Origin of the sequence: Prevotella communis, from assembly GCF_022024115.1 — a bacterium.
GTDB classification, from domain to species: Bacteria; Bacteroidota; Bacteroidia; order Bacteroidales; family Bacteroidaceae; genus Prevotella; species Prevotella communis.
In genome coordinates, this window is the sequence record NZ_CP091792.1 from 2,191,037 (window position 1) to 2,212,042 (window position 21,006).

At 47.8% G+C, this 21,006-nt stretch carries 16 protein-coding genes and 1 pseudogene; 9 read left to right on the forward strand and 8 right to left on the reverse strand.

Annotated elements, in window-relative coordinates; genetic code table 11:
* Positions 1-14: 14 nt before the first annotated feature.
* The 3 genes from L6468_RS09090 to L6468_RS09100 all read right to left on the reverse strand — a co-directional run bounded on the left by L6468_RS09090 (position 15) and on the right by L6468_RS09100 (position 2,787).
* A complete protein-coding gene (locus L6468_RS09090) occupies positions 15-1,262 on the reverse strand; it encodes a DUF1015 domain-containing protein (protein ID WP_091819026.1) in 1,248 nt (415 codons plus the stop codon).
* 73 nt (positions 1,263-1,335) lie between these two features.
* Positions 1,336-2,268 carry a DMT family transporter gene (locus L6468_RS09095; RefSeq protein ID WP_237793031.1) on the reverse strand — a complete coding sequence of 311 codons (933 nt, stop codon included), beginning with the start codon at positions 2,266-2,268 and terminating at the stop codon, positions 1,336-1,338.
* 24 nt (positions 2,269-2,292) lie between these two features.
* Positions 2,293-2,787 carry an S-ribosylhomocysteine lyase gene (locus L6468_RS09100; RefSeq protein WP_237793032.1) on the reverse strand — a complete coding sequence of 165 codons (495 nt, stop codon included), beginning with the start codon at positions 2,785-2,787 and terminating at the stop codon, positions 2,293-2,295.
* A gap of 181 nt (positions 2,788-2,968) precedes the next feature.
* Between L6468_RS09100 and phoB the strand changes: the two genes are divergently transcribed.
* Entirely contained in the window at positions 2,969-3,658 is a 690-nt protein-coding gene (gene phoB / locus L6468_RS09105) for a two-component system response regulator PhoB (protein WP_091819023.1), read from the forward strand.
* Positions 3,651-5,132, forward strand: a complete 1,482-nt coding sequence (locus L6468_RS09110) for a sensor histidine kinase (RefSeq protein WP_237793033.1) — start codon at positions 3,651-3,653, stop codon at positions 5,130-5,132. The genes phoB and L6468_RS09110 overlap by 8 nt, the downstream gene beginning before the upstream one ends.
* Positions 5,133-5,143: 11 nt before the next feature.
* Here L6468_RS09110 and L6468_RS09115 read toward each other — a convergent pair whose 3' ends face one another.
* The gene (locus tag L6468_RS09115) at positions 5,144-6,853 is read right to left on the reverse strand and encodes a Na/Pi cotransporter family protein (RefSeq protein ID WP_237793034.1); all 1,710 of its coding nucleotides are present in this window, start codon (positions 6,851-6,853) and stop codon (positions 5,144-5,146) included.
* 345 nt (positions 6,854-7,198) lie between these two features.
* On the opposite strand from L6468_RS09115, the gene L6468_RS09120 reads away from it, so the two are divergent.
* Positions 7,199-9,478: an inorganic phosphate transporter gene (locus L6468_RS09120; RefSeq protein WP_237793035.1), complete on the forward strand. Its 2,280-nt coding sequence runs from the start codon at positions 7,199-7,201 to the stop codon at positions 9,476-9,478.
* Positions 9,479-9,521: 43 nt separating this feature from the next.
* Here L6468_RS09120 and L6468_RS09125 read toward each other — a convergent pair whose 3' ends face one another.
* Entirely contained in the window at positions 9,522-9,896 is a 375-nt protein-coding gene (locus L6468_RS09125) for an MmcQ/YjbR family DNA-binding protein (RefSeq protein ID WP_091819019.1), read from the reverse strand.
* Positions 9,893-10,024, reverse strand: a complete 132-nt coding sequence (locus L6468_RS14710; protein ID WP_255380671.1) for a nitroreductase family protein — start codon at positions 10,022-10,024, stop codon at positions 9,893-9,895. Before L6468_RS14710 ends, L6468_RS09125 begins: the two co-directional genes overlap by 4 nt.
* 341 nt (positions 10,025-10,365) lie before the next feature.
* Between L6468_RS14710 and L6468_RS09130 the strand changes: the two are divergent.
* The 6 genes and pseudogenes from L6468_RS09130 (at position 10,366) to L6468_RS09155 (ending at position 18,524) form a co-directional block, all read left to right on the forward strand.
* Positions 10,366-10,606: pseudogene (locus L6468_RS09130) on the forward strand (helix-turn-helix transcriptional regulator).
* A gap of 182 nt (positions 10,607-10,788) precedes the next feature.
* Entirely contained in the window at positions 10,789-11,805 is a 1,017-nt protein-coding gene (locus L6468_RS09135) for a virulence RhuM family protein (RefSeq protein ID WP_091819017.1), read from the forward strand.
* Positions 11,806-11,819: 14 nt separating this feature from the next.
* Complete coding sequence (locus tag L6468_RS09140; RefSeq protein WP_237793036.1) at positions 11,820-12,698, forward strand: hypothetical protein; 879 nt, start codon at positions 11,820-11,822, stop codon at positions 12,696-12,698.
* 45 nt (positions 12,699-12,743) lie between these two features.
* The gene (locus L6468_RS09145; protein ID WP_237793037.1) at positions 12,744-14,423 is read left to right on the forward strand and encodes a GH35 family beta-galactosidase; all 1,680 of its coding nucleotides are present in this window, start codon (positions 12,744-12,746) and stop codon (positions 14,421-14,423) included.
* Positions 14,423-15,811: a DUF1593 domain-containing protein gene (locus L6468_RS09150; protein ID WP_237793038.1), complete on the forward strand. Its 1,389-nt coding sequence runs from the start codon at positions 14,423-14,425 to the stop codon at positions 15,809-15,811. Before L6468_RS09145 ends, L6468_RS09150 begins: the two co-directional genes overlap by 1 nt.
* Positions 15,812-16,070: 259 nt before the next feature.
* Positions 16,071-18,524, forward strand: coding sequence for an alpha-L-arabinofuranosidase C-terminal domain-containing protein (locus L6468_RS09155; protein ID WP_237793039.1), 2,454 nt, complete (start codon positions 16,071-16,073; stop codon positions 18,522-18,524).
* 193 nt (positions 18,525-18,717) lie between these two features.
* On the opposite strand, the gene mnmE is transcribed toward L6468_RS09155, so the two are convergent.
* Positions 18,718-20,088, reverse strand: coding sequence for a tRNA uridine-5-carboxymethylaminomethyl(34) synthesis GTPase MnmE (mnmE, locus tag L6468_RS09160; RefSeq protein ID WP_237793040.1), 1,371 nt, complete (start codon positions 20,086-20,088; stop codon positions 18,718-18,720).
* Between the two features lie 20 nt (positions 20,089-20,108).
* Positions 20,109-20,990, reverse strand: coding sequence for a nucleoside phosphorylase (locus tag L6468_RS09165; RefSeq protein ID WP_237793041.1), 882 nt, complete (start codon positions 20,988-20,990; stop codon positions 20,109-20,111).
* Positions 20,991-21,006: the final 16 nt, after the last annotated feature.

Genomic DNA, 21,006 nt, shown 5'->3' on the forward strand with positions numbered 1-21,006 from the left:
ACGTAATAACGTTATTAGGACAATTTATGAATCACCAGTCCAGAGCGCAGTTTAGGCTCAAACCAGGTTGCCTTTGGAGGCATAATCTTACCGCTGTCGGCAATATCCATGATTTGCTGCATAGAGACAGGATAGAGCGCCAGGGCAGCACGCATCTCGCCATTATCCACACGACGCTTCAGTTCGCCCAGTCCGCGCAGCCCCCCGACGAAGTCGATACGCTTTGAAGAGCGCAGGTCGCCGATATTCAGGATCTCATCAAGAATCAGGCGGCTTGAGATGTCCACGTCGAGCACACCGATAGGATCATTATTATCATAGGTACCCTCCTTAGCCTTCAAGCTATACCAGTGCTCATCCAGATAGAGTGAGAACTCATGGAGCTGGGCGGGCTTATAGATTTCCGTACCCTTATCCTCAACGATGAAATTCTTGTCCAACGCCTTCAGGAACTCCTCCGAACTGAGACCGTTCAGGTCTTTCACCACGCGGTTATAATCCAGGATGGTGAGCTGTGAAGCCTGGAAACATACTGCCATGAAATAGTTATACTCCTCCTTACCCGTGTGATTGGGGTTCTGCTTCTGTTTCTCGGCACCAACCAAGGCAGCAGCTGCTGAACGGTGGTGACCATCTGCGATATAGAGAGAAGGCATCTTGGCAAACTCGTCGGTGATGGTCTGCATATCAGCCTTATCGCTAATCACCCAGAACTGATGACGGAAACCGTCGATAGGAGCAATGAAGTCATAGATGGGCTCTGTCTTCGCATAGCGCATAATCAGCGCATCGAGCGTGCTGTTATCAGGATATGCAAAGAATACGGGCTCAATATTGGCATTGTTCACACGGACATGCTTCATGCGGTCTTCCTCCTTGTCGCGACGTGTCAGCTCGTGCTTCTTGATACGTCCCTGCATATAGTCGTCAACCAAAGCACCTACCACCAGACCATACTGCGTCTTACCGTTCATGGTCTGTGCGTAGATATAATAGTGGTCGTCCTCATCCTGTACCAGCCAGCCTTTGTCCTGGAACATCTGGAAGTTCTCAGCGGCCTTTTCATAGACGCGAGGATCATATTCCGATGTACCCACAGGGAAATCAATCTCCGGCTTAATGATATGATACAGACTTTTCTCGTTGTCGCCAGCCTCAGCACGGGCTTCCTCAGAATCCAGTACGTCATAAGGACGGCTCTCTACTTGTTCTACAAGCTCTTTTGGTGGACGAATGCCACGAAATGGTTTTACTGTTGCCATAGGTTTATTACTGATGTTTTATTAACAGAGCGCAAAGGTAATCAAAAATTTCGAGAACACGAAAAGAAAATGCCTATTTCTTTCCTTTATTGATAATGTATATTCCAGCTGTGGTCAATGTGGCCGCAACGGCATACTTCCACTGGAATTCCTCGGCCAGACACAGACAGGAGGTCACAGCCCCCACCACAGGGATGAGCGAGTTCCAGATGGCAATCTTTCCCACAGGATTACACGTCAGCAACTTGTTGTAGAGCGTAAAACCTATCGTAGAGATAGCTATCAGCATCAGCAGATAGAAGAGTCCCAGCAGGGTGACGTGCGGAAGGGTACCACCAAGTATCAGGCCTGGTATCACCAGCAAAGCGCCTCCGATACCCAGACTATAGCCTGTGCCCACAAACACATCCACACGCTTGTTGACACCCCTTGTCATCAGTCCTGCGAAGGCGCCGCAGAGCGCATTCAGGATAATCATACCGTCGCCAAGGAAAGTAAACGAGCCACTCCCCTCGCCTCCCAAGTTCAGCGAAAGGATACCGCCAAAACCGATGGCACAACCCACCATCTTGCGAAGCGTCAGTTTATCGCTCTTAAAGAAGGCGCAGGCCAGGAGCACCAGCACAAACACACTCAAGGAGTTCAGGATAGCCGCACGACTGCCCTGACTATGGGACAGACCGATGTAGAAAGCTGCATAATGCAATGTGGTGTTCAGAAGCGTGAAGGCCAACAGAAACAAACTGCTGGCCAGCACGCTGTCCCTTGCCTCCTCCTTAAAACTAAAGGAGCGATGAGTCAGTTTGGCAATAGAGAGGATGATAACACCAGAGATAAAGAAACGGATGCCGGCAAACAGCATCTTGCTGCCCGTCATATCAGCCGTAATCTCAAACTCATCGAACCCCAGTTTAATAAACGGATAGGCCCATCCCCACAGAAACGCTGCAGTGAAGGCAAAGAGTGCAGCCCACAAAGGGCGTTGAAAGAGCGTCTGTTTTGACATGCTATTACGGTGTCAGATGCCCGTTTAGGCGTCAGCAAAGGTCTTGCCGTCGCTCAACGTAATCTGGAGTTTGGTATACTCTGAATGAAAATCATTCCTCAGTCGATCCAAATAGCGGGCACATTCCCACTTACACATGGGCAGGTCGTGCAACAAATAGTTTCCGCAAGCCTCCGGACGGGTTGCCGGTACTTCATTCTGGGTTAGAATCCACTCCAGGCACTCTATGGTCAACTGACGCATATCCTCTACGCTGTAATCACCCGTCATAATGATGTACATACCCGTGAGGCAGCCCATAGGACCAACATATACCACATCTTCCTTAACATGAGAATTACGAAACCATGTTGCCATCAGATGCTCAATACTATGTATGGCAGCAGGAGCTACTGCCGGCTCCTTATTGGGTTCTGTGATACGTAGGTCAAACGTTGTAAAACCCTTATCTACACGGGACACATAGATACCCGGCTTCAGATGTGTATGATCAATTGTAAAACTTTGTATGACTTCCATTATTTAAAATATTTTTCTCATTAGAATTATCTGTTTTAGTAATAATAACGTATTTCCTGGCCATTTATTGCTTAGCAGAGAAAAGCACCTGCAAATTTGAGTTTTAATCATTTTGTAACAAGTAACATTTTTGTTTTTCAAAATTAGTTCGTATCTTTGTACCAAGAAATACAAAAGAATCATGAAGATACTTGTTGTAGATGATGAGCAGGATATCTGTGAGATACTGCAATACAATCTCGAAACAGAAGGATTTGAGGTAACAACAGCAAACTCGGCAGAGGAGGCGTTGGACCTACCTCTACAGGACTATTCTCTGATACTGCTGGACGTGATGATGGGAGAAATGTCGGGGTTCCAGTTGGCGCGCAGATTAAAGAACGATGCTGCCACTATGCGGATTCCAATTATTTTCATCACGGCACTCGATAGTGAGGACAATCTGGTAAAGGGATTGAATATCGGTGCCGATGACTATATCACCAAGCCGCTGGGTATGAAAGAAGTGAAGGCCAGAGTAAAGGCTGTGCTCAGACGTGCACAACTGCAGCAAGGCGCATCAAGTCCTGCTGAGAACAAGATTGTTTATGAGGGTATCACTGTTGACCTGAATGCCAAAACTGTCACATGCGACGGAAAGGAACTGGAATTTACAAAACTGGAATTTGAGTTGTTGTCGTTTTTTCTCCAGCATCCCAACAAGGTGTTTTCCCGAGAGGACCTGCTGAAGTATTGTTGGCCACAGGATGTATTGGTGCTCGACCGTACGGTGGATGTCAATATCACCAGATTGCGCAAGAAGATAGATCATTATGGAAAACAGATAAAAACTCGTGTGGGATATGGCTACTACTTTGAAAGATGTGACTAAACGGGAACCTTTTACGCCAGAGCCGAAGAGTAAATCCTTTCAACGCAACCTTCTGCTGAGCATCGGTGGTGTGTTCCTGCTATTTGCTATTTGTTTTAGTGTATATCAGTATAAGCGTGAAAAAGAGTATAAAATTGATATCCTTCACTCACGACTGCAGATGTATAACTATGAGATGGTGCAGACTGTAGGTATGGACAGCATCGTCTGCAGCCATACTTTTCGCAATTACGTCTTACACCATCAGATGGAGGGGCTTCGAGTGTCGGTGATTGACAAGGAAGGACGGGTTATCCTTGACAGTTACGACACGAACGTGAAAGACTTGGGAAATCACCTACAGAGAAGGGAAATCCAACAGGCTTTGCGAGAAGGCAGTGGCTATGACATCAAACGTATGTCACAATCTACCCATGAGACCTACTTCTATTCTGCCACACGCTTTGGCGACGTGATTGTACGTGCTGCCGTGCCATATTCTGCAGAACTTACGCGCTCACTGCAGGCAGACAACACTTACATTTACTACTCTGGTGTTCTCACCTTGCTACTTGGCATTGTGCTCTACTATATCACTCACCGCATCAGTCGCCATATAGGTTACTTACGCGAATTTGCCGTAAAGGCCGAGGAAGGCCAGGAACTCGATCATGAATTAGAACGCAGACTGCCTGATGACGAATTGGGAGATATCAGTCACGCTATCATTATGTTATACTGGAAACTACGGCATTCTGAAGAAGACAAGGTCCGTATCAAGCGACAACTTACACAGAATGCTGCTCATGAACTAAAGACACCTGCTGCCAGCATTCATGGTTATTTAGAGAGCATCATCGATAATCCCGACATGCCTGATGATAAGAAAAAACATTTCCTGGAACGTTGCTATGCTCAAAGCGAACGCATGAACAAGCTTCTGTTGGATATGAGTGTTCTCACCAAACTCGACGAGATTGACGATGGCTCATCTAATATTCGGCACGAATACCGTCAGGTTGACGTGTTGCAGATTATCAACAATGTGACAGACGACACTGACTTGCAATTACAGAATAAAGGCATCAAACTTGAACTCCACCTACTAGAACATATAGAGGTGCTGGGTGATTCAAGCTTACTCTATAGCATTTTCAGAAATCTGATAGACAATACTATTTCCTATGCCAGCGGGGCGACCCGACTGATCATCGCCTGCCGGGAAATTGAAACGGAAGGACGGCACTTCTTTGAGTTTCAGGTAAGCGACAACGGTCTTGGTGTAGAGGCAAAGCACCGTGAACATCTGTTTGAACGTTTCTACCGTGTGGACAAGGGACGTTCACGCAAGTTGGGGGGCACAGGCCTAGGGCTTGCCATCGTCAAGAATGCAGTATTGGCTCACGGCGGACAAGTTGAGGCACTTGCGACTCCTGGTGGTGGACTCACCATCAGGTTCACCCTGGCACGTTTTCTTGTCGTAGACGCCAAATAGCCAACGCCCCATCAAGCCATCCCATTGACAGGACCGTCGCCAAAGTCATTACTCAGTCCCTTTCCAGCCTGAACAACGTTCATCACGTAGTCGCCAAGTCTCTCACACTCCGAGATAAAGTCAACGTAGAACACACCGAGCTGATAGTCGTAGAGACCTGCGTTGACATCGTGTAGATTCTGGTTTTTCAACTGGGTACGGTAGTTGTTGATTTCATGTTCGATGTTGAGCGACGTCTTAACACCCGACTTTGTTGTAGGTTGGTCTATGCGCTTCAGCATCTCACTGAGGGCAGCATCTACCAACTGCAGCATCGTCATCATATGCTGTTTCTGTTCTGCGGTAAAAGATTTCTGGCAGTGCATACGGTGACGGTTTAAGGTACGCCCAAGATTATATACAGAGTCACCTATCGACTCTAGTTCTGATATCTGGCGGAGCATCTTCTGAATCTGCGTCTTTGAGGCATCAGACAGACGTCCCTCGCTTACTTTATTCAGATAACTGGCTATCTCCATCTCCATCGAGTCGGTAATATTCTCGTATTTCTCGATACGGGCAAAGATCTTATTAAACTCCATCTCGTCTTGTGTTTCCAAGAGCGTGGGCACAAAACCGGCCATGCGCTGACAGCGCTCAGCGAAACTGTGAATCTCCTTCTGAGCCTCCATGATGCTGAGCTCGGCTGTAGAGAGCAGGCCACCACTGATGAAGCGCAGGCGATAGTCTTCGTCCTGGGCCTTCATAGGCAGCACACGACACACGAGCATCTCTATCTGCTTCACAAAACCGATGAGCAACAGGGTGTTAATGACATTGAAAGCGGTATGGAAGGCTGAGAGTTTAAACAAGTCATTACCGCCACCTAGGATATTCTCTACAACCCAACTGACGGCATCGCAGGCTGGATAGAACACAATGAGGAAGACTACGACACCAAACACATTGAAGAACATGTGGGCCAAGGCTGCTCTTCGAGCTTGCGTGTTGGCTGTCAAAGAGGCCATAAAGGCTGTGATGGTAGTACCTATATTCTGACCCATAGCCAACGCAGCAGCCTGCTCAAATCCAAAACCAGGGATATTCATGCCAAAGAGCATCAGCGTGATAGCCATCGTGGCTGCCGATGCCTGAACAATCATCGTGACCAGTGCACCAACAATAACGAAGAGAATAATGGTTAGGAACGAGTCTTGGGGCACGTGGGCCAACATACCAGCCACCATATCACCGATATTCATTGTGGTAGCTGCCTCTTGCAGAAACGACAAACCCATAAAGAGGAAAGAAAAGCCGAATATAAACTCACCAATACTTTTGCGTGACCCTTTGCTACTGAATATCAGGGGCATACCAATCGATAGTAAGGGAATGGCAAAGGCGGCGATATTCACCTTAAAGCCAACTGCTGATATAATCCATGCTGTAACCGTGGTTCCAATGTTTGCACCCATGATGACACCAATGGATTGGCCAAGTGTCATCAGTCCTGCATTAACGAAGCTTACAACCATCACGGTTGTAGCGCTTGACGACTGAATGAGGGCCGTGATCAGAATTCCTGTCAGGACACCCATCACACGGTTCTTGGTCATAGCTGCCAGAATACTGCGCAGACGATTGCCCGCAAACTTCTCAAGTCCTTCCGACATTGTCTTCATTCCATAGAGAAACAATGCCAGCGACCCCACAAGATTAAAAATGCCGATAATCAATTCCATTGTCATTTGTTTTTTTCAGGGTACAAAGGTATTACAATCTTGTTACGCTCATGTTACACTGATGTTACAATGTTGTTACAAACGGCGTTGTAACCTATCTATCACACGAATGAAATATTCTTGTAACATGCTCCATTTACCTTTGCAATGTCAATCACTAACGGTTGGCAAATCATTTATGGATAAAGAAAAAACTGTAAGAATTCAGAGAATATTTAATTGGGGGAGATTTATCATCCTTGTGTTGTTTCTCACATTTGTCTTCATTGGTTTATCTAAAGCTCAACCTACCAATGTCAACGTTGAAGAAGATAAAACGATACATGTAATCAAATAACAGAAGCGATGAATACTTTATTCCTAATCATTGTCATATTTCTGATTGTGCTCGCTGTGTTCGACCTTATGGTGGGCGTGAGCAACGACGCAGTGAACTTTCTTAACTCGGCCATCGGAGCACGAGTGGCACGATATCGGACGGTAGTGGCAATAGCCGCTATTGGTGTTTTTATTGGTGCAGCGCTTAGCAACGGCATGATGGACGTGGCGCGAAATGGCATCATGACACCGGCATACTTTTCTTTCTATGACGTCATGTGCGTGTTCCTGGCCGTGATGATTACCGACGTCATCTTGCTAGATGTGTTCAACACGCTAGGCATGCCAACATCCACCACCGTCTCAATGGTGTTCGAACTGCTGGGCGGAGCCTTTGCTATTGCGATACTCCAAATTATGCACGGGGCGACGGCGTCAGACGGCACGCTGCTATCGCTAGGCGATTTGCTCAACACAGAGAAAGCTATCTCGGTCATCCTCGGTATCTTCCTCAGCGTGGCCATTGCATTCGTCTTCGGCATGCTGGTGCAGTGGGTGGCACGTATCGTTTTCACTTTTACCTATCGCGTGAACGGCCGAACAACGGACCAGAAGGGCAAGATGGGGAGTCTGCTTACTTCGTCGTTAAAGATTGGCATCTTCGGCGGACTGTCGGTGACTGTCATCGTCTGGTTTCTGCTCATCAACGGACTGAAGAATAGCAGTCTGATGACGCCAGAGATGAAGGCACTCATCAGCGAGAACACATGGCTGATTATCGGTGGTGGCATTGCTGTATTCTCAGTGCTTATGACGCTGCTGAGTGCCTTGAAACTGCCTGTGCTGAAGTGCGTCGTGCTATTTGGCACGTTTGCTTTGGCAATGGCGTTTGCGGGCAACGATCTCGTGAACTTCGTGGGCGTGCCGTTGACGGGGCTTGAGGCTTATCAGGACTATATAGCTCACGGAAGCGCTGATGCTCAGGGATTCATGATGAAGAGCCTGATGGAAGGAGCCCGCACACCGGCTATCTATCTCATCGCGGCTGGTGTGGTGATGGTGCTCGCACTGGTCTTCTCGAAAAAAGCACAGAATGTGGTGAAGACGTCGGTCGACCTCTCGCGTCAGGACGAGGGCGATGAGATGTTTGGGGCGAGCGGAGTGGCTCGGACATTGGTTCGCACGTCCAGAAGCGTGGCCGGTGGTGTGGCAGCGATGGTACCAGGGGGCATGGCACGATGGATAGACTCGCGCTTCAATGCCGATGCTGCCGTGCTGAAGCAAGGAGCCGCCTTTGACGAGATTCGCGCAGCTGTCAATCTGGTACTCGCCGGAGCACTTGTGGCACTGGGCACATCGCTCAAATTGCCGCTATCCACTACCTACGTCACCTTCATGGTGGCCATGGGGGCTTCGCTAGCCGACCGTGCATGGAGTCGCGAAAGTGCCGTATTCCGTATCACTGGCGTGTTGTCGGTTATCGGCGGCTGGTTCATCACGGCTGGCGTAGCGTTCATACTGTGCTTTCTCGTCTGCATCACCCTGTTTTTCGGGTCGTTTATGGCAATGGTCGCTGCCATCGCGCTGGCCATCTTCTTGCTTATTCGAAGCCACCTGAGCTATAAAAAAAGCAACAAGACCAGCGAGGCCGACGAACTGTTTGATCGCATTATTCGTAGCAGCGATAAAGCTGAGTGTTGGAGATTGCTTCGACAGCATGTGACGCTAACCATCACGAACCAACTGCAACTGGTTGCAGAGACTTACAAATCGCTGACCGATGCTTTCTTTTATGAGGATTATCGCATGCTAAAACGTACTACAGCGATGACCGAAAACCAACGCAAGGATATTAAACGTCAGCGGCGCAAGCAAATTGTAGCCCAACGGCGCATAGACCCTGTGTTGAGTATCGAGAAGGGCACATGGTACTTCCTGACCATCAACTCGCTGGCGCAGCTGGTTTACTGCCTGAAGCGTATGGGTGAGCCATGCTTAGAGCATGTAGGCAATAACTTTAGTCCTGTGCCGGGAAGGTATATTCAGGAGTTCTTACAGATGCGCAATGAGATATTACAACTCATCACCCGGGCAAGCCACGCCGAAACAAAGGATTTGATACGTGGTGATGCTAATAAGATGCAATCACAACTTTCCGATTATCGACAGACTATCATCCACGACATTCAAGCCAAACAACTCAATATAGAGAGCATGACGGTATTTCTGAATCTAGTCCAGGAGTCGCAACAGATTCTCAGTGCCCTGCGCCATACCATGAGAGGATTAAACAAGTTTGAGGAATAGTTTGTCTTTGTAGCGGCTTTATGCTCTAGTCTCATGTTTGTTGTTAATCTGATAAATACTTTACTCGAATAGCCTTCGGAAGTTTCGATGCTATGAGTTGATAGGATTCTTTAATCAACCCCTCTACTATTGCTTCGTCCATCTCTTCGTAATAAACGTCGCTCCAGTGCGTCTTGTTCCAATGATAGGCTGGTCTAACGGCAGAGAATTGTTCTCTAAGTTCGATATTCCTGTCTGGAGATAACTTCAAGGCGATTCTTGATTCTCCGTCCTTCATATCATATCTGCCACCGCCTAACCATAGGCAGACAAATATCTTTCCTTCCAAGCGAAAGTTAAGGATGTCTTCACCAAACGCTTGGTCTTCGGTCACTCCTGGAAGTGACAACGTGTACTCTCTGACCAATTCAATATTCATACCCAATCAAAGTTGACTTCTCCGGCACCAATCTGCTCTTCCAGTATCTTGACTGCATCATCAGCCAAAGGTTCGTTTTTGTATGCCCTTACACTATGCCGGGCTTCAATAGCTTCTTGTAGTGTCATTGTTATATTCTTTAAAAATCAGATTCTTCCTTTCATTTCTTGATTGAGCCACAAAGTTAAAGAAAAATCTGCAAAGTTACACATTTTTCGCAAAAAAATGTGCTGAATGTACAATCTTTTTAAATCTTAATCTTACATATCTACCATAACACATGTTTTGTCTCTTTGGGGGTGAAAATGACTTTTCATAAGTCAATTTGGTGAGTTTTTTCCTGTTTTTTACTTTCAAAATTTGTTAAAACACAATTATTCTTGCCTGTCTGCTCATATTTTTAGCAAAACTTGTTTTTTTCTGCTAAAAAAACGTTATCTTTGTATCCTATAATATAATAATGTGTCACATGGAAGGTAAAGACTTAAACCGACTAAAAGTAGTGCTTGCAGAGAAGGGAGGAACCGCTAGACTACCGAGTGTCTCGTGGAGGGTACCAGCGCACCAATAAGTGGTTAGCAGAGCAGATAGGTGTTGCCCAAGCCACGGTTTCCAAATGGTGTACCAACAGCGCACAGCCCAACTTGGAAAATCTGATGGAGGTAGCCAAATGTTTCGAAGTTAACGTCAATGAACTTCCGCACATGTAACATAGAACGAACACAGGTCGATGCAAGCTGATGCCTTCGAAGATGGCTCGGAGTAGGTTCGTAGATGAAACCATACTCTAGGCTGTGTAGCCTTACCCTTGAGTGTGCTTACAGTATGGCAAGGGCAAAGAAGGAGAGACGGATGATGTGATACAGAACGGAATAAATGCGTTATACGAAATATGGACAAAGAGAACAAACTGATACTGTACAAGGATGATGAAGGCAGGGTGAGTGTGAATACTCGTTTTGCTGATGAGGATGTGTGGCTGACACAGGAGCAGCTTGCTACGATTTACCAGACTACTCAGGAGAATGTTTCCATGCATATCACCAACATCTATACAGATAAAGAACTCGACAAAGAGGGAACTTATAAGAAATTCTTATTAGTTCGCCAAGAGGGTAAAAGGCATGTGCGTCGAAACATCGACCATTACAATCTTGATGTAATCATAGCTTTGGGCTATCGTGTTCAGTCGCCCATTGCCGTACGCTTCCGCCGCTGGGCTACACAGCGGTTGCATGAATATATCCAGAAGGGGTTCACGATGGACGATGAGCGACTGAAGCAAGGGGGCAACCGATACTTCAAAGAGCTTTTGCAGCGCATCCGCGACATTCGCAGCAGCGAACGCAACTTCTATCAGCAGGTGACGGACATCTATGCCACATCGACTGACTACGACCCTCGTGCAAAAATGACGAAGCAGTTTTTTGCTACGGTTCAGAATAAGATGCACTATGCCGTACATGAGCATACGGCAGCAGAGCTGATTTATGAGCGTGTGGATAATGAGAAACCTTTTGTTGGCATGACCAACTTCAAGGGCAACTATGTGACGCGAGATGATGTAAAAATAGCCAAAAACTACCTGTCGGAATTGGAGTTGCAGCGATTGAACCTACTTACCTCTCAGTTCCTCGACTATGCCGAGTTTCAGGCATTGGAACAGAATCCTATGACGATGGCCGACTGGATTGCTGCCCTTGATGACCAGATATTGCGATTAAGAAAAAATATCTTAGAGGGGAATGGCACCGTGTCGCATCAAGAAGCCATTGAGAAGGCAGAACGTGAGTTTGAGATATATCGTGAGCGCGAGATGCGTATGTTGGAGAGTGATTTCGATAAGGCCGTGAAGCGGTTGAAAAATCTTAATGAAGATTCGGATGGAGATGATCCTGTTAAGTGTTAAAATAAATTTGGCATATGATAGATAAGAACGAAATTACCTGTCGGTTGCAGGAATGGATCGATCAGATGGAGGGAAACGGTAAGCACGTGAACCTGGATGACATAAACCGCCATCTGGGTGAAATCATGCATGCACAGAATGCTGCTCCAAAGCCGGATTTCAATGGATTCTCATCAGAGCAGATGCACCAGATGCTTAACAGACCGTTAGAAGTGGGGTGTCCAGTACAACTGCGTCGATTAACCGATGAACAGATGGAGCGGATTCCCGTCATGAGACAGGCGCTGCACCTGATGAATGAGTTGAGCGAAAAGGAATTGAAACTCACGGCACATGGGTATATACCTCCAAAGACGGTTGCCGAGCTCTACGAATTAGGAAGTCATAGTTGGAGCACTGACTGGTATAAACAGAAGAGTGAACCTAAGACAGAAGAAGTGCAGGTACTCAGGGTCGTGTTGAAGGAGTGCGGACTCATCAAGACTCGTATTGGAAAGTTGTCACTAACGGCCAAGGGTAAGCAATTACTTGCTGACCATAATGAGTTGATGCGGACGATGATCCAGTTCCTTTTTAGGAATTACAACACTGGCTGGCTTGATTTGTATGAAGACAACGAAGTGGGTAATTTAGGACGACTGTATTCTTTATGGCTTCTGCATCACTATGGCGTGGATTGGCGCGACACAAGATTCTATGCTGATGAGTATAGCAGAGCTTTCCCAATGCTAAATGCTGGTCATGGGTATGAATATAGAGTATTCAACCGCCTGTTCCGTTTTATTGGCCTCTGTGAGATAAACGAAAGCGATGAATTCAAGGGGAAGAACTGGGGTAAAGAAGTCCGTAAGACGGAATTACTTGACATGATGTTTGCCTTTGAAAAAAAATAATTGTTATTTTTGTGGCATAAAATAATCAGCAGACTTTTAGATGATATGAAGAATTTGCTTATTTCCCTGCTGCTCTGTATCCTGGCAATGGGAGCACAGGCACAACGGCAGCCTCGCCTGGAGCATCGTGATAATAGTACGGCTAGGATTGTTGTCAACGACAGGCCTATGCTGATGATTGGTGGTGAGTTGGGTAACTCGTCAGCCTCGACGCCAGAGGACGTGAAGCGTACGTTTTCGCATCTCCACAAGATGGGACTCAACACTGTGCTCGTTCCCGTGTCGTGGGAGTTGATTGAGCCCCAAGAAGGTGAATTCGACATGGGGACGCTCGACGTGATTCTGAGCGAAGCAAGGCATAACGAACTGAAAGTGGTGCTGTTGTGGTTTGGGGCTTGGAAAAACTCGATGAGTTGCTATGCGCCAGAGTGGTTTAAGCGAGACGTGAAGCGCTTCCCTCGTGCCCATACGTCTGAAGGGGTGCCCGTTGAGGAGGCTTCTTCGCTGAGTAAGAATGTGCTGGAGGCCGACAAGCGTGCCTTCTGTCATGTGATGGCGTATCTACGTGATCATGATGCTCTGGAGCAGACGGTGATCATGGTGCAGGTGGAGAATGAGATCGGTATGATTGAGGTGCCGCGCGACTATTCGGCGAATGCGACGCGGTTGTACCAGAGCGCTGTGCCCAAGCAGCTGACCGACTATCTGAAGAGGCATCAGAAGTCGCTGCACCCTTATCTGAAAGAGAAACTGCAGCCGCAGGCTAAAGCGGGTGCCAACTGGGCGCAGTTGTTTGGGGATGACATCTATACGGAGGAGATCTTCCAGACGTGGACCTACGCCACCTATGTGGAGCAGATAGCCAAGGCGGGACGTGAAATCTACAATCTGCCAATGTACGTTAATGTGGCTCTCAACAGCCGCGACCGGAAGCCTGGGCAATATCCGTCGGGCGGTCCGTTGGCTCATCTCATCGACCTGTGGCATTGTGGGGCTCCATCTATCGATGTGCTGGGGGTGGATATCTACGACAAGGGCATCAAGTCGTGGCTGGCAAAATACCACCAGCCCAACAATCCGCTCTTCGTGCCAGAGATACGACTGGAGGATAAAGACGCGATGTATGCTCTCTACGCCTTCGGGCATCATGGGGCGATGGGGTTCTGTCCGTTCAGCATCGAGAACTATCCGCTCACAACGGTTTCTAATGCCAACGACTGGAAGCAGATGGATATCTCGCAAGATGACCAGCTCAATACCTTCTCTGCCGTAGGCACATCGCGGTCGCCGCTTGTGGCTGCCTACCAGCTGTTGCGACAGGCAGAACCGTTGATTCTTGAGCGACAGGGCACGAAAGATATGGATGCTGTGCTGCTCGACAACGAACAGCGAGAGGCTGAGATCGTCACTGCTGATGGTTTCCGCTTCACCATCAGACATAGTTATTCGCTGGGTTGGGAACCAGGTGCGAAGGATGCGGAATGGCCAGAGACGGCTTGCATCATCTTAAGACTGGGTAAAGAGGATTATTTGGTGATAGGCAGTGGGGTGGTGGTTACCTTTCAGCAGCGCATCGGGTTGGCGAAATGCGAGGAGGTGGAGATCGTTGATGGCAAACAGCGCATCATCCGTCATCTGAATGGCGACCAGACGCATCAAGGTCGTCATGTGCGCATACCCGTAGGAGCATTCCAGATTCAACACTTCAAATTATACAGATACTGATGAGAAAGAACTTGCTTATTTTCCTGCTACTCTGCCTTCTGACAATGGGAGCGCAGGCACAACTGAAACCTCGTGTGGTGATCTTGACTGACATCGGACAACCGGATCTTGAACCTGATGATACGGAGTCGCTGGTGCATCTGCTTTGCTATGCCGACCAACTGGAGATTGAGGGTATCATCACCTCGACGGGCTGGAACTGCGACCCTTATCCCACGAAGAGCGCTGCCTATCGTGATTCGGTGGTAGAGGCTTACGGGGCGGATGTGCATAACCTGATGAAACGATCTGACCAAATGGCTTTTCTCAGCTTAGAGAAAGAGAACGGTTGTCAGGAGATGGGCTACTGGCCAAGTGTGGAGTACATTCGTAGCCGGAGTGTGATGGGTAGTCAACGGGCTGGCATCAAGGTGATTGGCAGCGACAACGACAGCGAGGGTAGCGAACTGATTATCCGTCTGGCTGACGAGAAGGATGAGCGCCCCATCTGGGTTTGTGCGTGGGGTGGTGCCAACACATTGGCTCAGGCGATCTGGAAGGTGAAGCAGACGCGCACGCCCGAACAGCTGAAGGCGTTTCTGCATAAGTTCCGTCTATACACCATCACTGATCAGGATATGGTGTATGCAATGCGCATGAATCTGGCATACAGCTCTCATCAGTGGATGCGCAGGGAGTTTGCCAGAGATCTTCTGTTTGTGTGGGATGAAGGCACATGGCAGTTGCAATGCAGTCTCGGACAGGATTACTGGCAGCTGATCAGAACGCAGATTCAGGGACATGCCACTTTGGGCAGACAGTATCCTGATTATAAATATGGTGTGGAGGGTGATACACCTTCGTTTCTGAACGTAATTCCCAATGGTCTGCACAATCCTGAAGAACCGATGCAGGTGGGTTGGGGCGGTTATCATATTTGGACAATGACCAAGGACCCGACAACCTGTGCGTGGACCAGTTGGCAGGAGCCTGTGAAGAGCATCTCGGAAACGTATTACAGACAGTTCTATCCTTCACAACTTAACGACTTCATCGCCCGCATCGAATGGGCTGAGAAGGGACAGGGTAACCGCAATCCGGTAGCTGTCGTCAATGGTGAGAACGGAACTGATGCTATCGTCATCATGGCAAAGGCTGGGCAGACCATCAGTCTCGACGCTTCTGCGTCATTCGACCCCGATGGTGATGAACTCACCTTCAAATGGTGGCAACAGGATGGTATCAGTCAGGCAAAGGCAACTGTCAGCAATGCCACTTCTTCGACAGTTAAAGTGGACATGCCAACAACTTTTGCAAACGATGAGATTCACATCATCTGCGAGGTACACGACCAAAGCAAGTACGCCTTGCCCGCTTATCGCAGAGTCATCATCAAACCGACAGAATGACGAATTTGAAATAGGTGCAGGTAATGACAAATTGATATAACGTAGTCTCATATCACTTTGAAGTGAACCCAGAAAGTTGGACACAACTGAAAGGATATGTTATTTTTTGTCCATTTTTTCAAAGAAAAATATTATCTTTGCATTTGTATTTAAAAGCAGTTCTCGAAGAGAAAGGAAAAATCCTGCAAATGGTTATCTAGGCGACATGGAGCAAAAGATTAAACCAAATACATCGATATAATCCCAAAACAACAAAAAAATGACTTACAAGAAATCTATTCTATTAACCGGTTGTGCTCTCTTTGCATTGGCAATTCAGGCACAGGTAACTATCGACATCGATACCCAGCAGCGCGGACCGAAGGTTAGTCCGATGCTCTATGGAATCTTCTATGAAGATATCAACCACGCAGCCGACGGCGGTATCTATGCCGAGTTGATACGCAACCGCTCGTTTGAAGACGGACCACGCTATGGCGCCCCTGCCGATATGCAGGGATGGACGACCGATGCTACCGTTCCTTCTCTGTTGTCGGCAAAACTCATACAACCCTCTAAAAAGACACCGTTGCTCAACAGCGTGCAGCATAATGCCTTGGAACTGACAGTCAGGGCCTCAAAGGAATCTCCCATACGCTTGGTGAATGAGGGTTTCTGGGGAATTAATGCCGTGCAAGGGCGCAGCTATCATCTCACATTCTGGGCAAAAGCCTTGAAATATCAAGGTAACGTGAAGGCTATGCTCTACTCGCATGACGGCTCACAGATATATGCCGAGACTATGGTAAGCAGTCTTTCTTCCTCTAATTCAAAGGGCTGGAAGAAGTATGAGGCTACGCTCACAGCTGATGGCAATGATCCTAAGGCACGGTTTGCGCTGGTCTTCGATGGCGTGGGACAGGTACAGCTTGACATGGTAAGCCTTTTCCCTCCAACCTTCAAGAATCGCGAAAACGGCATGCGTCCCGATCTTGCCAATATGCTGTGGCAGATGCATCCTAAATTCATGCGCTTCCCCGGCGGATGCTTTGTAGAGGGACAGGAGAGTCCTGATAACGCCTTCCGATGGGAGCGCACCATAGGACCGATAGAAGAACGTGAAGGGCATTGGAACGTGAACTGGGGATACCGCACAACCGACGGACTCGGTTATCACGAATATCTACAACTGGCAGAGGACCTGAACGCCAAGCCGCTCTATGTAGTAAACGTAGGACTATGGCACGGTGGTATGACTCCATACGACAACATACAGCCGTGGATTGACGAATGTATGAATGCCTTGGAGTATGCCAATGGTCCCGTCACTTCGAAATATGGTGCCTTACGCGCCAAGAACGGGCACCCTGAACCATTCGGAATAGAATATATAGAGGTGGGAAACGAGAACAACCAGCCTGATCCCAATCAACAGAGTGACCACTACTATGAGCGTTATGAGCAGTTCTATAAAGCCATACGTGAAAAGTACCCTGAGATGAAAATCATAGGAAACGTGGTCGCATGGGGCGATGACAACCCGAAGTGGAACAGCAAGCTGCCTGTGGATCTGCTTGACGAGCATTACTATCGCTCACCTGACTGGTTTGCTGCCGCTTTCCACAAATACGACAGCTATGACCGTCAAGGGCCAAAGGTATATGTGGGCGAATATGCTGTAACAAACGGCTACGGCAATCTGGGCAATATGAATGCAGCCCTTGGCGAGGCTGTATATATGATGGGAATGGAGAATAACTCTGACGTAGTCGAATTAGCTTCCTATGCGCCAATCTTCGTCAATGAGAACGATGCCCGCTGGCGTCCTGACATGATACGTTTCAATAGCAGTCGTGTAATGGGCACCCCAAGCTACTACGTTCAGCAGCTCATGCCTCAGCATCTGGGCACCCAGGTAGTGAAGGTGGTACAGAACAATCCCTACAAGGATGTGGCACGAAAACCTCTTACTCCCAAGCAGAGCCGTGTAGGATTCGGCACATGGAGCACACATGCTTCTTTCGAAACCGTCAAGGAATACGATTATGTCAAGGGCGACTGGAACAAAGAAGGTAATATCGTTCGACAGACAGGGCTGAAGGATGCCACCCTATGTATAGAGAAGAATGTTATCGACAGCGACCACTACACATGTAAGTTCCGCGCACGCAAAGACGAGGGAGTAGAAGGATTCATCATCATCTTCAACTATGTGGACGACAAGAACTACTGTTGGGTGAACTTCGGAGGATGGACAAACTCACAGCATGCCATAGAGCAAATCAGCAATGGCGGAAAGCTGCTGACCGCAAGTAAGCGAGGACATATCGAGTCTGGACGCTGGTATGATGTAACCCTTCAGGTGGCAGGAGATAGCGTCAAGGCATGGCTCGACAACGAACTTGTCTTCGACACGGTCTTGAAGCATGATGAAACGAAAGGAATCTTCTCGTCTGCCACTATCGACGATGCCACAGGTGAACTTATCGTAAAGGTCGCAAATACCAGCGATGTCGCAACAACCGCCAACGTCAACCTCAAGAATTTCACACCGGCATCAGCCCGAGTAGTACGCTTGGCAGCCAACGATGGTATGGAAGAGAACACGCTCGATGCCCCTACCACCATTCACCCTGTGGAGCAGTTACTCTCCCCAGAGAACAATAGCGTTCAGTTTGATGTACCTCCATACTCGCTGAACATCATTCGGCTTACAGCTCCAGCCAAGCCCTAACAAGCGTTAGAGAAATAAATAACGTCAGTTGAAATAGATCAATTTACACTCGCGGTAGAAATACTGTGCCAAAATAGCTTGAAAAACTGGTACAAACAAATATACAACTTGAAGTGTTAAAATACAAAAAGTCCCTCATTTAGAGGGACTTAGTTCAAATTACTCCAAGTTGCTCAGAGTTGTTTATAAGGGGTCACTTGCCCACGCAAAAGTTTTTAAAGATATTTCCTAAGACTTCATTGGGAGTTATCTGACCACCGGTTATCTCTGAGAGGGTATCGAGCGCCTGACGAAGATCCTCGCTAAGGAGGTCACCGCTGAGTTGCATCTGAAGACCATCGATGACACGCTGGATGCAGTCACGAGAACGGGTCAGCGCATCATAATGACGGGCATTGGTGACGATGATATCGTTGTCGGTAAGGGCTGGAATATCAGCTGCTTCATAGATGGCCTTCTCCAAATCCTCAATGCCCGTGCCATACTTGGCGCTAATAGCCACTAATGGTGAATTTAACAAATTGTAACTATTGTCATTTATCTTATCTGACTTATTACGAACTACGATAAGTTTTTTATTTTCAGTACGTTTCAATAATTCATTAACCTCTTCATCTGAAGGTTCTTCGTCGATAATCCAAAGAACGATACGCGCCTTATCGATGGCAGCATACGTACGACTGATACCTATCTGTTCTACCGTATCTTGTGTTTGACGGATACCTGCCGTATCGATAAAACGGAAGGTTACGCCCTGAATATCGATGGTATCTTCAATCGTATCGCGAGTGGTACCGTGGATATCCGAAACGATGGCTCGATCATCTTTCAAGAGTGCATTCAGCAGAGTAGATTTTCCAACGTTCGTCTTGCCTACAATAGCCACAGGGATACCCTGCTTTAGTGCCTGGCCCATTTCGAAAGAACGCGCCAACTTGGTGATATGCGTGTCAATTTCTTTGCTAAGCGCCAAAAGCTCGCTACGGTCAGCAAATTCCAGGTCCTCGTGGTCAGAGAAGTCAAGCTCCAACTCCAGCAACGACGTGAGTTTGAGCAGCTGTTCGCGCAATTGCGAAAGCTTAGAAGAAAAATGCCCCCTAAGCTGACTCAGTGCCACCTGGTGGGTAGCCTGATTGGTAGACGCAATCAAATCAGCCACAGCCTCAGCCTGCGTCAGATCCATCTTACCGTTAAGATAGGCACGCTGCGTAAATTCGCCGGGAAGAGCCATACGACATCCATGCTGAATCAGCAAATCCAACACCCTATTTAATATGTAGCGCGAGCCATGACAGGAGATCTCCGCACTCTCCTCGCCAGTATATGAGTGAGGAGCCCTAAACACGCTCACCAAGACCTCATCAACAAGGTTGGAGGTTGGAGATTGGAGGTTGGAGGTTTTGTCGACGATGTGTCCGTAGTGGACGGTATTTGGCTGGGCCGTTGTCAAGTCTTTAGTGAATATACGAGAAAGAATCTCAAGCGACTGAGCACCTGAGATTCTTATGATTCCTAATGCGCCACCCGGGGCGGTGGCCAACGCACATATTGTATCGACAGACATTAAATATCAAACATTAAAGATTAAATGCGGTCGAGTACTTTCTGAATCAGCGTATCAATAGAGTTCTTATACTCGGTATTCATCTCCTTGGCGTAACGGTTGGCAATCACCATACAGCAAGTCATGGCACGATGGCCAAGCAAAGCAGCCAAACCAGCAAGGGCAGAAGATTCCATCTCAAAGTTGCAAATCTTCATACCTTCATATTCGAACGCCTCAATCTTCTCATTCTGCTGTGGGTCAGCAATATCAGCACGCAACTGACGTCCCTGAGGACCATAGAAACCACCACAAGCCACCGTGTAGCCCTTAACCATATCGTCGCCAGCTACCTGTTCTATCAGGTCGGCATCAGCTACAGCCACATAAGGTGCGCCCTTGATGGGATCCCACTTCATATGCTCACAGAAAGCCTTCTCCATCGGTACATCACACACCACGTTACGTCCTGCATAGTAGTTCAGCAGGCCATCAAAGCCGATGCTCTTCACAGAGGCCACGAAACAGCCCGTTGGCGTGAAAGGCTGCAAACCGCCACAGGTACCGATGCGAACCATCGTGAGCGTGCGATGCTCATCCTTCTCCATACGCGTGGTATAGTCGATATTAGCCAGCGTATCAAGCTCGTTGACCACGATATCAATATTATCACAACCTATGCCGTGACTCTGAACGGTGATGCGCTTGCCCTTATAGGTACCGGTAATAGTATGGAACTCACGACTGCTTACCTCGTGCTCTATCGTATCGAAATGAGCAGCAACAGTATTTACTCGGGCTGGATCGCCCACAAGCACTACACGATCGGCCAGGAACTCTGGCTTCAGATGCAGATGGAAACAAGAGCCGTCCTCATTGATAATCAGTTCTGAGGGGGCAAAAATTTTCTTTTCGTTTGTCATAGTCTTATAAGGATTT